Here is a 12,643-nt window from a genome sequence, read left to right on the forward strand (position 1 = left end):
CGCACGTGTCCGAACACGCCGACGGCGTTGCCTCCCGGCTCGGCTGCGCCGCACTCGCCGACCTCCTCGTGGCCGACGGAGCCGCGCTGCTCGACGGACGGTCCGGGGAGCGCGTCGGCGGCGCGGAACTGCGCGACCGGATCGCGGAGACCGCCGAACCGCTGGCCGGAGTGCCCGGCGGCGTGGTGTTCGCGCTGACGCCGCTCGACGTGTCCGGCGTCCTGCGCTACCTGGGCGCGCTGAGCGCCGAACGCCCCGTGCTGCTCCTCGACCCCGCACTGGACCGCACCACGCTGGAACTCCTCATCGGGCGCTTCCGGCCCGCGGCCGTCATCGCCGCCGACGGGCCGACGCCGTCCGGCTACCGCGCCGCGGCCCCCGTCGGATGGGTCCGCGCCGATCCGAACGGCGTCGCCCCGCACCCCGAACTCGCGGTCCTGCTGACGACCAGCGGTTCGACCGGCAACCCCAAACTCGTCCGGCTCTCCGCGTCGGCGGTCCTCGCCAACGCCCGCTCGATCGCGACGGCGCTCGCACTCGGCCCCGACGAGGTCGCGCCGACCAGCCTGCCGCTGCACTACAGCTACGGACTGTCGGTCCTCAACAGCCACTTCGTCGCCGGCGCGACCGTGCTGATCGAGCCGAACGGCGTGCTCTCGCGCACGTTCTGGGACGCCATCGACGAACACCGCGCGACCAGCTTCGCGGGCGTGCCGTACCACTACGAGATGCTGCGCCGCATCGGCTTCACCCCCGGCGACCACCCGGCGCTGCGCACCCTCACCCAGGCCGGCGGGCGACTGCGCGGCACCCTTGTCCGCGACTTCGCCGAGCGCATGGACACCGTCGCCGGGCGCCTCGTGGTGATGTACGGACAGACCGAGGCGACCGCGCGCATGGCGGTCCTGCCGCCCGAACGCCTCGCCGACAAGCTCGGCACCGCCGGACTGGCCGTCCCCGGCGGGGCGTTCAGCATCCGGCCGCCCGAGTACGCACCCCACCACGCGCCCGATCCGGACGGCGACGAAGAAGTCGGCGAAGTGGTCTACACCGGGCCCAACGTGATGATGGGCTACGCCGAACACGAGGACGACCTCGCCCGCGGCGACGACCTCGCCGGAGTCCTCGCCACCGGCGACCTCGGCCGCCTCGACGACGAGGGCTTCCTGACCATCACCGGCAGGCTCAAGCGCATCGGCAAGGTCTTCGGCACCCGCGTCAGCCTCGACGACCTGGAAGACCTGCTGCGCTCCCACGGCGTCGCCGCCGCGGTCCCCGGCGACGACCGGATCATTGTGTGGCTCGAAGGCGCCGACCCCGAGCGCTGCCGCGAGGCGGGACGCGCGCTCGCGGCACGACTGCGCGTCCACGCCTCCGGATTCGACGTCCGCGCACTGCCCGCGCTGCCGCTGCTGGCCAGCGGCAAGGTCGACTACCGCGCCCTGGAGGCCTCCGGATGACCGAGCAAGGCTTCGTCTTCGGCCGCACACAGGCCCAGCGCGAGACCGAACTGCTGCCCGAACTCCACCGGCTCACCGCCCATCACCGCGCCCACTGCCCCGAGTACGACCGCATCCTCGCCGCGCTCGGCACCGAACCCGGCGACCCCGGCGCGAGCATCGCCGAACTGCCGTGGCTGCCGGTGCGGTTGTTCAAGCACCACGACCTGGTCAGCGTGCCGCGCGACGAGATCTTCAAGACCCTCACGTCGTCGGGCACCACCGGCGCGGAGGTCTCGCGCATCCATCTCGACCGGGCCGCCGCCGCCGACCAGAGCCGCGCGCTCAGCCGTACCCTCCAGGCGGTCCTCGGCAGCAAGCGCCTGCCCATGCTCATGGTCGACACCATGTCCGTGGTCAAGGACCCGCGAACGTTCTCGGCGCGCGGCGCCGGCGTACTCGGCATGGCCGGATTCGGCCGCGACCACGCGTACGCGCTCGACGCGGACGGCCGCCCCGACCCCGATGCCGTACGCGGCTTCCTCGCCGCCCACGGCAGCGAGCCGTTCCTCATCTTCGGCTTCACCGCCATGGTGTGGCAGTACCTGTACCAAGTCGCCGCCGAACACCGGCTCGACCTCTCGCACGGGATCCTCGTGCACTCCGGCGGCTGGAAGAAACTCGCCGAACGCGCCGTCGACAACGCGACGTTCCGTGCGAAGTTCGCCGCCGACACCGGTCTGACCCGCATCCACAACTATTACGGCATGGTCGAGCAGATCGGCACGGTCTTCGTCGAAGGCCCCGACGGAGACGCCCTGTACTGCCCGGACTTCGCCGACGTCGTGGTCCGCGACCCGCGCACGTGGCGCGAACAGCCGGTCGGCACCCCGGGCGTGCTGGAGGTGGTCAGCACCCTGCCGCGCTCCTATCCCGGACACGTGCTGCTCACCGAGGACCTCGGCGTCGTGCACGGCGTCGACGACGGCCACTGGCCCGGAAAGCGCTTCTCGGTCCTCGGGCGCCTGCCCCGTGCCGAGGCACGCGGATGCAGCGACACCTATACGGGACCGGCCGCGCCGGAAACCCCGGACTCGTCCGCCGACTCCGAAGGGGGACAAGCCGCATGATGATCCGTCAGCGCTTCCCCGCAGGCCCCGACAGGGCGTTGCCCGACCTTCTGGACGAGATGGCCGCCGACGTCCCCGGCGGGCCCCTCGTCGTGGGCGATCCGCGCGTCGTGGACTTCCTGACCTCGTTCGGCCGCACGCTCCTCGAACCCGCGCTGATCCGGCGACACCCCGAGCTCGCGCCCCTCGGTTTCTTCCTGCGCCGCGCCGAACTCGACGCGCAACTCGCGCGGCTGACCACCGCCGACACAGGCGCGTTTCGGACACTGCGCTTCCCGCGCGGGCTGGTGTTCCACATTCCCCCCGCGAATGTCGACACGATCTTCGTCTACGCCTGGGCCCTGGCCGCCCTGACAGGCAACCGCAACATCGTGCGCGTCTCCCCGCGCTCCGGCCCCGCCGCCGAAGTGATCCTCGACCGCCTCACCGAAGCGCTCGCCGACGCCCACCCGGCGCTCGCCGCGACCCAGCGGATGATCACCTACGACCGCGACGACCGCGCCACCGAGGCCCTGTCCGCCGCGTGCGACCTGCGCGTCGTCTGGGGCGGCGACCACACCGTCGCCGCCGTGCGCCGCACACCGCTCCCGCCCGCGGCCCGCGACCTCGCGTTCCCCGACCGGTCCTCGTTCGCCGTCGTCTCCGCGGGTGCGTGGCTGGCGGCCGACGACGAACAGCGCGAACAGGTCGTCCTCGGCCTGCACAACGACAGCTACTGGTTCGACCAGGCCGCGTGCGCGTCGCCGCGCGCGCTGTTCTGGGTCGGTGACGAGGCGCCCGCCACCGAGGCCCGCCGCGACTTGTTCGCCCGGCTCGCCCAGGTGATCGCCGAGCGCGGCGGCACCCCGGAGCCCGCCATGGCCGTGCACAAACGCGTCGCGGCCTACGGCGAGGCAGCAGGCGGGCGCGTCACCCGCGTGTCCTTCGCCGCCGACGAAGCCCTCGCGGTGCTCGACCTCGCCGACCCCCTCGACGCCCCGCGCGACTGGCTCGGGGCCGGCACCTTCCCGACCGCGACCGTCGCACGGCTCGCCGACCTCGCGCCCATACTGCGCCGCCGCGACCAGACGCTCACCCACTTCGGATTCACCGAGGCCGAACTCGCCGAGTTCGCGCGCGGCGCGGGCGGGCGCGGCATCGACCGCATCGTGCCCATCGGCGCGGCATTGTCGTTCGCACCCATCTGGGACGGCTACGACCTGCCGCGCGAGTTCACGCGCCTGACCACCATCGCCGCCCCGCCCGCGCGGGCCCGGCAGTGACCGGACCGGCGACCGGCGCCGACGCCACCCGGTCGCGGACCTGGACGCGCAGGCTCGGGCGGGTCGTCGCCTGGCTGCGCCCGGTCCTGCTGGTCGCCGCGGTCGGCGCCATGACGTACGTCGTGCTGCGGAACTGGTCCGAGGTCGCTGCCACGCTGCGCGAACTCCCCTGGTACGCCGTGGTACTGAGCGGGATGACGGTCATGCTCGGCATGGTCGCCGGGACGCTCGCGTGGCAGGCGGTCGTCGACAGCATGGGCAAACCGATCGGCTTCCGCAAAGGCGCGCAGATCCAACTCGTGAGCCAGCTCGGCAAATACGTGCCCGGATCGGTGTGGAGCTACGTCCTCCAACTCGAACTCGGCCGCCGGGCAAAGGTTTCGCGGGCCCGGCTGTTCACCGCGTCGCTCCTGCACATCGCCGTCTCGGTCGTCGTCTCGCTCCTGCTCGGCATCCTGGCGCTTCCCGTGCTTGTCTCCGACGCGCCCAGCGCAGCATGGGTGTTCGTGCTCCTGCCGATCGGCTTCGCGACCCTGCACCCGCGATTCCTCGCCCGCGCGGGCGAGTTCACACTGCGGCTGCTCAAGCGCCCGCCGGTGAAGCTGCGGCTCACATGGGGGCTCGTCGGGCGTACGGCGGGCCTCGCGGCGCTGGCGTACGTGCTCTTCGGCCTGCACTTGTGGATCCTCGCCCGCGCGGTCGCCCCGGCAGACCTCGACACGCTGCTGCTGTGCGTCGGCGCGATCTCGATCGGACTGACCTGCGGCATCTTCGCCTTCGTCCTGCCGTCCGGCGCGGGCGTCCGCGAAATTGTCATCGTCGCCTCGCTGGCCGGCACGATGCCGCGCGGCCAAGCGGTCGCCCTGGCGCTTGTCTCGCGGCTGCTGTTCACCGTTGCCGACCTGCTGTGCGCCGCCGTCGCCGCGCTGCTCGCCCGGCGCTTGGTGCGCGGCGGAGAGGCACCCGGCGTACCAGGAACCGAACCCGCCGGAAAACCGGACCCCGCGGCCGGAACAGCCGAGCCGCCCGCGCGCGAACAGGGGGCACGCTAAGTGCTGATGACCGCAGCCCAACGGTTCCCGGCCGCGCAATGGGCGGCGCTGCGCGAGAGGTTCGCCCGCCTGCCGCGCCTCGTGCGCATCCTGCTGCTGATCGTGGGGGCGTGGCTGCTGCCACTGGTCACCCATGCCCTGGGCGCCGACATCGTGCTGCCCGTCGTGATGCTCCTCGCCATCGCGTCTTTGCTGCGCGCGGGCGGAACCGTCCTCGACCGGCTCATGCTCGCCGGAGCCCTGCTCATGGGGTGCCTGCTGGTCGGCGGACTGCTGTTCTCGCTGTGGCCCTGGGGGCTGGAGCCGGTGCCGGTGGCCGGGACGATGCTGACCGGCGTGGTGCTGACCGGGGCGGCGGCCGGGCGCGGACCGGAACTGCCGCGCCGCGTGCTCGGCAGCGACCTTCTCGCGCTCGGCGCGGGCGCAGCCGCGTGGCTCGTCGTCGCCTGGCCGACGCTCGGCGCCGGGTTCCGCGAGCAGTTGCCGTTCTTCCCGGTCAACCGGACCGGTGACCGCCTGCGGCACTACAGCATGTTCGACGCCGTGCACAACATCGGCGGATACACCTTCTTCGACGTCTCCGCGGCCGAGCCGTACCTGTCCCCGGGCTTCGCCGAGCAGTATCCGAACGGAACGAGCTACCTCTACGCGCTCACCGACATCTTCGCCCGCTCGACCACCGACTCGGGCGGTTCCAACGACCAGTTCCAGCGCTATTACTGGTACACCGTGGCCGGCTACGCGCTCCTCGTCCTCGCGGTCGTGTGGGCCGCCCGATGGGTGGCCGGGCCGATGCTCGGCGGCTGGCGGCGGGCCTTCGTCCTCGCGGCCGTCGGCGCCTTCCTCGCGACCGGCATCATGCTGTCGCTGTTCTGGCAGGGCTTCGACTCCGAAGTGCTCGGCCTGCTGATGCTCGTGCTGGGCACCGCCGCGCTCGTGCGCTATCCGGACCGGCCGGGCGAACAAGCGCTGATCGTCGCGGCGTCGGCCGTCGGCGTCGCATTCACGTATCCGCTCTACCTGCCGTCGCTCGCCCTCGGCGCGTTGATCGTCGTCGCGCTGGGCCGCCGCCGCTTCCGGGCCGCCTGGCGGCGCGTGGCGGCGGTCACCGCGGTGTGCGGCGCGGTCGTGCTGGTGCCGGTGGCCGCACCGCATCTCGTCGGGTCGCTTGACGAGAGCGACCACCTGCTGGTGGACGGCGTGATCCTGGAGTTCCCGCGCACGGTCATGCTCGCCTTCGGTGCGCTGCTGGTCGTTGCGTACGGCCTGCGCCGGATCCGTCGCTCGCCCGCGCTGCGGGCGATGGGCGGGCAACTGGTCGCGGGGGCTCTCGTGGTCGTCGGGGTCGCGCTCTATCAGTGGGCCACGGTCGGTGAGACCTCGTACTACCTGGAGAAGGTCGTCCACGCGTGGGTGCTGCTCGTGCTCGTGGGCGCGGGCGCGGTCGGGCTGCTGCTGCGCGGCGAGGCTCTGGAAACGGCGGTCGGCGGAGGCCTGCGCGGGCGGGCCCGCCGGATCGCTACGGCCGTCGTCGCGGCGGGCGCGGCGGTTCTGCTGGCGGGCGGACTGAGCTGGGGGTCTCCTGTGTTCGTATGGGGGCGGCCGGGCGCGGACACCACGTGGGGCACGCTGTGGGCGAAGGGCATGATCCTGTCCAGCGACGGACGCGAACTGCGGACGATGTACAACGCGGGCATGCTCGGCGACGGCGTGCCGACGCTGGTCGTCGTCTCGCCGGAGGGGTGGGACAACGCGATCACGACCATGCAGGTCGCGGTCATGAACCACCAGCTGGGCGCGTTGCAGGACCTGGTCGCCAAGATGCCGAAGGCCGGGGCCGGCGAGATCGACCGGAAGAGCGGGGCCGACCCCCTCAACGCGGTGACGCTGCACTGGACGGACAACCTCGCGTCGTTCATCCCCCGCACCGACGAGCGCTTCCGCATCGTCGTCTTCGACGCCGGAACCGCGCGCCGGCTCCAGGAGGTCGTCGACCGGACACCGGGCTCGAAGGTCGAGGTGGTTCATCTTTCGGGTCCGGGCGGCACGCGCGCCCCCATCGCAGCGTCGGGCGCGGTCGTGGGCGGCGGACCGGCCGCCTGACCGACCGGCGCGTCCCAGACGTGCGGCTGGGTGCTTGGCGGGCTTACCGTTGCCGGTGGCGAGCCCGACAGCGGGGCTGTGGGGGCGACGAGCCGGAATCGGTGTTGCTCGCAGCCGTTAAGCTGGGAGGCTGTTCGTCCGAACCCCCTCAAGCCCCGCCGGAGGCCGTGCACCATGCCCGTCGAGTCGGTGTTCCCGCGCCTGGAACCGCTGCTGCCGCGGGTGCAGAAGCCCATCCAGTACGTCGGCGGCGAGCTGAACTCGACCGTCAAGGACTGGGACGCGGCGGCGGTTCGCTGGGCGCTCATGTACCCGGACGCGTACGAGGTCGGCCTGCCCAACCAGGGCGTCATGATCCTCTACGAGGTGTTGAACGAGGTCGCGGACGTCCTCGCCGAGCGGACGTACGCGGTGTGGCCGGACATGGAGAAGCTCATGCGCGAGCACTCCGTACCGCAGTTCACCGTGGACGCCCACCGGCCGGTCGGGGCCTTCGACGTCTTCGGCGTCAGCTTTTCGACCGAGCTGGGCTACACGAACCTGCTCAACGCACTCGACCTGGCCGGCATCCCGCTGGAGTCCGCCGACCGCACCGACGAGCACCCGATCGTGCTGATCGGCGGCCACGCGTCGTTCAATCCGGAGCCGATCGCCGACTTCATCGACGCGGCCGTGGTCGGCGACGGCGAGCAGGCGGTGCTCCAGATCACCGACGTGATCCGTGCCTGGAAGGCCGAGGGGTCCCCCGGCGGGCGCGACGAGCTGCTGTTCCGCCTCGCGGTCACCGGCGGGGTGTACGTCCCGCGCTTCTACGACGTCGACTACCTCGACGACGGCCGGATCCAGCGCGTGGCGCCGAACCGCTCCGGCGTGCCGTGGCGGGTGTCGAAGCACACCGTCATGGACCTGGACGAGTGGCCGTACCCCAAGCAGCCGTTGGTGCCGCTCGCGGAGACCGTCCACGAGCGCATGTCGGTCGAGATCTTCCGGGGGTGCACGCGCGGCTGCCGCTTCTGCCAGGCGGGCATGATCACCCGTCCGGTGCGTGAGCGCAGCATCACCGGTATCGGCGAGATGGTCGAGAAGGGCCTCAAGGCGACCGGTTTCGAGGAAGTCGGCCTGCTGTCGTTGTCGTCGGCCGACCACAGCGAGATCGCGGATGTCGCCAAGGGCCTCGCGGACCGCTACGAAGAGGACAAGATCGGTCTCTCGCTGCCCTCCACGCGAGTCGACGCGTTCAACATCGACCTCGCGAACGAACTTACGCGCAACGGCCGACGGTCCGGCCTGACGTTCGCCCCCGAGGGCGGCAGCGAGCGCATGCGCAAGGTCATCAACAAGATGGTCAGCGAAGAGGACCTGATCCGCACGGTCGCGACCGCGTACGGCAACGGCTGGCGGCAGGTGAAGCTGTACTTCATGTGCGGCCTGCCCACCGAGACCGACGAAGACGTGCTCGAAATCGCCGAGATGGCCAAAAAGGTGATCGCGAAAGGCCGCGAGGTGTCCGGCAACCGCGACATCCGCTGCACGGTCTCGATCGGCGGCTTCGTCCCCAAGCCGCACACCCCGTTCCAGTGGGCACCCCAGCTCGACCCCGAGACGACGGACGCCCGCCTCCAGAAGCTCCGCGACGCGATCCGCGCCGACAGGCAGTACGGCAAGGCGATCGGCTTCCGCTACCACGACGGCAAGCCCGGCATCGTCGAAGGCCTGCTGTCGCGAGGCGACCGCCGCGTGGGCCGGATCATCCGCGCGGTCTGGGAAGACGGCGGCCGATTCGACGGCTGGAGCGAACACTTCAGCTACGAACGCTGGATGCGCTGCGCCGAAAAGGCCCTCGCGGACGTCCCGGTCGACGTCGACTGGTACACGACCCGCGAGCGCGACTGGAACGAGGTGCTTCCCTGGGACCACCTCGACTCCGGCCTCGACAAGGACTGGCTGTGGGAGGACTGGCAGGACGCGCTGGAAGAGGTCGAGGTCGAGGACTGCCGCTGGACCCCTTGCTTTGACTGCGGGGTGTGCCCCCAAATGGGCACCGAAATTCAGGTTGGCCCCACCGGCCAGAAGTTGTTGCCGCTGTCGGTCGTGAAATAGCGCCCAGGCTTCCCATTGTCAGGCGAGGCAGGCCTTTGGACTCCGCACTTTGACTGCGGTGTCTGCCGGTAAACGGTGACGGAGATCCGGGAGGGTCCGACCGGCGACACGTTCCTCCGGCGGCCACGAAGTCTTGCAGCTGAACGGGGAAGGACCGGTCGGTCCTTCCCCGTTCACAACCCGGCCAGCTCAACCGTGACGCAAAGTAAGCTCATTTTGATCAGAGTTAGCTGTTGCCCTTCGCAATCGAATCGAAAATTTCCGCGTCGGTCTTCTGCTGCCAGCTCGGCAGGTCAGGCCAGTCTGCGACGTAGCCTGGCTTCGGATCCTCGAAGTGCTTGAACATCCGGGCGGTCCAACACGTCGCCACGAACCGGCTCTTCTGCTCCCACGAGAGCTTGGCCGCGTGCCCACCGCCGATCTCGACGAAACCGCAGCCAACCGCCGTTGGTGCCACCCCAAGCAAGGTTGTTCACCGTTTCCGCCTTGTCCAGCGCGCGCTCGCATGCGGCCAAGTCGCCCCAGCCGGCGTAAGCCTCGGCTTGGACAGCGGCGACCCACCGGCGGGTGGCGAGCAGATTGTTCCCTTGCGAGGCCAGTCGCTCCGCTCCGCGAAGAAAGGTCGGCTGACGCCTCCAGCAGGGAACGGGTGTGCGCCCTCGGGTGTCCGAGGCCAGTGCCTCATGCAGTGTCGCCAGCTGCGTGCGGATGACGGGGTAGACAGATCCTTTGGAGCGTGCGAGGGATGGACCTGCCAGAGATGGCTGTTCATGCGCGAAAAGTCGGCGGGTGCGCCCCTGCGGCAGCCGGATACCCGACCGATGCCGAGCTGTGGGCGGTTGCCGCCGATTGCTCGCAGTGCCACGCGGGGTGCTACTCCGATAGTCCGTGAGCAACTCGATGAGTAACCGCCCCCGAACAACTGCGCGCCGGGGCGTCCGTGCGATCGACATGTGCGGCTGCGCGATGGTGTAGCGTCCGCGGCTTGTGAGCGGAACCGGGTTTCCTGGGGCCACGTCTGAGTCGGCAACGGGGTCCTGAGGGGAGGCGGCGTGCGCGACGTGCCTTCGCAAAGTGGCAGTGGCCCGGATCGGCAAACGGAAGAATCGCCGACGAGTGCGCCTCCGACTGCCTCCTCCGCGTGTTCGGGCTCCGACGCCGATGAGCCACCGCAGCGGGTTCAGTTCGACAAGCCGTCGCCTACGAAGCACGAAGAACCGGCCGTTGCCGAGGAACAAGAGTCTTCCCGCGCGCCCGGGTGGCTGGTCTGGCCGTTGCGGATTGTCGCGTTGGTCATTGTCGTCCCCATCCAGCTTGTCCGGACAGCGCTTTCCGCGACGTGGTCGGCGATCCGTGTCGCCGCGCGTGCTCTCGGCCGCGTGCTGGCCTGGCCTTTCGTGCGCCTGCGGCGCGGGCTCCGATGGCTGGGGCGAGCACTCGTGGGTCCGCTGGGGGCGCTGGGGCGTGCCCTGCTTTGGCCGTTCCGGATGCTCGAACGCGGACTGGGCGCGCTCTTCCGGGGGATCGGCCGGCTGCTGGGCAAATTCGGCGCCGGGCTTGGTGTGGTGGGCCGCGCGCTGCTGGTCGTGTTGCGGTGGTTCGGTCGCGCGCTCGTGTGGCCGTGCGTCCATCTCTGGCGCGTTCTGGTCTGGTTGGGGCCGCACACGTTGCGCGTCGTGTGCCTGCTTGGCCGAGTGCTCGTCTGGCCTTTTGTTCAACTCTGGCGTGGTCTGCGGCGGTTCGGTCCGTGGCTGGCGAACGGCCTTGCGGTGATCGGCCGCGTGCTGGCTTGGCCGTTCGTGCGATTGGGGCGTGGTCTGCGGCGGTTCGGTCCGTGGCTGGCGAACGGCCTTGCCGCCATCGGCCGCGTGCTGGTCTGGCCGTTGGTGCGGTTGTGGCGCGGGCTGGTTGCCGCGCTGAGCTGGGCGGCGCGCGCCGCGGCGATCGCGTTCAAGGGACTCGGTATCGCGCTGGCCTGGCCGTCCGTGCGGTTTTGGCGCGGACTGTGTTGGTGCGGGCGTGCGTTGCGGGCACCGGTCGCGTGGGCTGGGCGCATGCTGCGGTCCGTCGGCAGCGGCATCGGGTGGCTCATCCGACGGCTCGCGGTGATCGTGGTTTGGCCTCTCCTTCAGCTTTGGCGCGGTCTGACCTGGAGCGGTCGCCTGCTGTCGGCCGGGCTTCGGCATATCGGCCGCGCCATCGCGTGGGCCGCGACGCGCTCGTGGCGGTTCCTGCGCTTCATTGGCCGTTTCCTGGCCTGGCCGTTCGTCGCGCTCTGGAGCCACGTCGTACGTCCTGCCGGTCGGGCGGCGCGTACCTCCGTCGGCTGGGGCAAACGTGCCGCGACGCGCGTGTGGCGTTGGTTCACCTGGCCGTTCGTCGCCGTCTACGGCTCGGTGCTCACTCCCATCGGGCACGCCGTACGGTCCGCGGCGCAGGCGACGCGCCGGGCGGCGGCCGAGGCGCGCGCGGCGATACGCGAGGCGAGCGCTGGTGTCCGGCGGACCGTGGCCGACGTGCGGCGTTCGATGGGTCGAGGCGGTCGATGACGGCGGGGTCCCCTGTCCCCGTACCCTGGAGCAAGAGCCACCGCGTTTCCGCACGGCAGCCCGGCACCACACGTCGGCGCCGCGGGTGCGTGACAAAAGCTCGCCCACGTGATGCACCACCCCTGCTTCTTCGTACTAACTGAGGACTGAGTAGCCCTGGCCCGTCGAATGCCCGAAGGACCGCCGCCCGCGCCGGCCGTCCAGAAACTGCGTCTGCGCTACGCCAAGCGCGGTCGCCTGCGGTTCACCAGCCACCGGGACTTCCAGCGCGCCTTCGAGCGCGCGCTGCGGCGTGCCGACGTGCCGATGGCGTACTCCGCCGGATTCACGCCGCACCCCAAGGTCTCGTACGCGGGCGCCGCCCCCACCGGTGTGGCCAGCGAGGCCGAATATCTTGAGCTCTCGGTCGCGCGTCGCTGCGAGCCCGACGAGCTGCGCCGGCTGCTCGACGCGTCGTTGCCTCCCGGACTCGACGTCCTCGATGTCGTCGAAGCCGCGCCCGGCAACCTCGCCGAGCGGTTGCAGGCCTCCGTATGGGAGATCCGGCTCCCGCAGGTCGACCCGGAGACCGCGCGCAAGGCGGTCGAGGTGTTTCTGGACGCCGAGACGGTCGAGGTCGACCGCATGACGAAGAACGGCAAGCGCACTTTCGACGCGCGGGCGGCCGTCGCCGTACTCGAAGCCCGCGCGGCGGCCGGCGACCGGATTGACGCAGGTCACCAGGGTGTCGATGGGAGCAGCGACCTACCCTGTGCGATACTGCGATTGGTTGTACGGCACACTACGCCCGCCGTCCGACCCGACGACGTTCTGTCCGGTCTTCGCCTGGTCGCCGACCTCGCGCCGCCCGTACCCGCCGCGGTGACCCGCTTGGCGCAGGGGCCGCTCGACACTGTGACCGGCGCGGTGACCGATCCGCTCGCGCCCGAGCATGCGGTGACCTCGATGGGGAACGAGGAACCGCAGCCGGGCTGACCGCGGACCGGAGAACGGACCGCCGTCGACGCC

The 12,643-nt window shown here is 71.0% G+C and carries 8 protein-coding genes and 1 pseudogene; 8 read left to right on the forward strand and 1 reads right to left on the reverse strand.

Annotation, left to right across the window (positions count from 1 at the left end; genetic code table 11):
* Window positions 1-5 precede the first annotated feature (5 nt).
* The 6 genes from ACRX5W_RS06860 to ACRX5W_RS06885 all read left to right on the forward strand — a co-directional run bounded on the left by ACRX5W_RS06860 (window position 6) and on the right by ACRX5W_RS06885 (window position 9,086).
* The gene (locus ACRX5W_RS06860; protein WP_436787036.1) at window positions 6-1,460 is read left to right on the forward strand and encodes an AMP-binding protein; all 1,455 of its coding nucleotides are present in this window, start codon (window positions 6-8) and stop codon (window positions 1,458-1,460) included.
* Entirely contained in the window at window positions 1,457-2,569 is a 1,113-nt protein-coding gene (locus ACRX5W_RS06865) for a hypothetical protein (RefSeq protein ID WP_436787037.1), read from the forward strand. Before ACRX5W_RS06860 ends, ACRX5W_RS06865 begins: the two co-directional genes overlap by 4 nt.
* The gene (locus tag ACRX5W_RS06870) at window positions 2,566-3,831 is read left to right on the forward strand and encodes an acyl-CoA reductase (protein WP_436787038.1); all 1,266 of its coding nucleotides are present in this window, start codon (window positions 2,566-2,568) and stop codon (window positions 3,829-3,831) included. The genes ACRX5W_RS06865 and ACRX5W_RS06870 overlap by 4 nt, the downstream gene beginning before the upstream one ends.
* Complete coding sequence (locus ACRX5W_RS06875) at window positions 3,828-4,883, forward strand: lysylphosphatidylglycerol synthase domain-containing protein (RefSeq protein ID WP_436787039.1); 1,056 nt, start codon at window positions 3,828-3,830, stop codon at window positions 4,881-4,883. The genes ACRX5W_RS06870 and ACRX5W_RS06875 overlap by 4 nt, the downstream gene beginning before the upstream one ends.
* 6 nt (window positions 4,884-4,889) lie before the next feature.
* Entirely contained in the window at window positions 4,890-6,986 is a 2,097-nt protein-coding gene (locus ACRX5W_RS06880; protein WP_436787040.1) for a hypothetical protein, read from the forward strand.
* Window positions 6,987-7,160: 174 nt separating this feature from the next.
* Window positions 7,161-9,086: a TIGR03960 family B12-binding radical SAM protein gene (locus tag ACRX5W_RS06885; protein ID WP_436787041.1), complete on the forward strand. Its 1,926-nt coding sequence runs from the start codon at window positions 7,161-7,163 to the stop codon at window positions 9,084-9,086.
* A 226-nt stretch (window positions 9,087-9,312) separates the two neighbouring features.
* On the opposite strand, the pseudogene ACRX5W_RS06890 reads toward ACRX5W_RS06885, so the two are convergent.
* Window positions 9,313-9,516, reverse strand: a pseudogene (locus tag ACRX5W_RS06890) (hypothetical protein); the annotation flags it as partial.
* A gap of 859 nt (window positions 9,517-10,375) precedes the next feature.
* Here ACRX5W_RS06890 and ACRX5W_RS06895 point away from each other — a divergent pair.
* Both ACRX5W_RS06895 and ACRX5W_RS06900 read left to right on the forward strand, forming a co-directional pair.
* Window positions 10,376-11,635, forward strand: coding sequence for a hypothetical protein (locus ACRX5W_RS06895; protein ID WP_436787042.1), 1,260 nt, complete (start codon window positions 10,376-10,378; stop codon window positions 11,633-11,635).
* Between the two features lie 168 nt (window positions 11,636-11,803).
* The gene (locus ACRX5W_RS06900; RefSeq protein WP_436787043.1) at window positions 11,804-12,610 is read left to right on the forward strand and encodes a TIGR03936 family radical SAM-associated protein; all 807 of its coding nucleotides are present in this window, start codon (window positions 11,804-11,806) and stop codon (window positions 12,608-12,610) included.
* Window positions 12,611-12,643: the final 33 nt, after the last annotated feature.

Source organism: Yinghuangia sp. YIM S10712, assembly GCF_051388935.1.
Classification (GTDB): Bacteria; Actinomycetota; Actinomycetes; order Streptomycetales; family Streptomycetaceae; genus Yinghuangia.

Excerpts from the sequence above, each read along its gene's own strand:
- ACRX5W_RS06865 (WP_436787037.1), top strand. The coding sequence starts at position 1,457 with ATGACCGAGCAAGGCTTCGTCTTCGGCCGCACACAGGCCCAGCGCGAG.
- ACRX5W_RS06900 (WP_436787043.1), top strand. The coding sequence starts at position 11,804 with ATGCCCGAAGGACCGCCGCCCGCGCCGGCCGTCCAGAAACTGCGTCTG.
- ACRX5W_RS06880 (WP_436787040.1), top strand. The coding sequence starts at position 4,890 with ATGACCGCAGCCCAACGGTTCCCGGCCGCGCAATGGGCGGCGCTGCGC.
- ACRX5W_RS06870 (WP_436787038.1), top strand. The coding sequence starts at position 2,566 with ATGATGATCCGTCAGCGCTTCCCCGCAGGCCCCGACAGGGCGTTGCCC.
- ACRX5W_RS06885 (WP_436787041.1), top strand. The coding sequence starts at position 7,161 with ATGCCCGTCGAGTCGGTGTTCCCGCGCCTGGAACCGCTGCTGCCGCGG.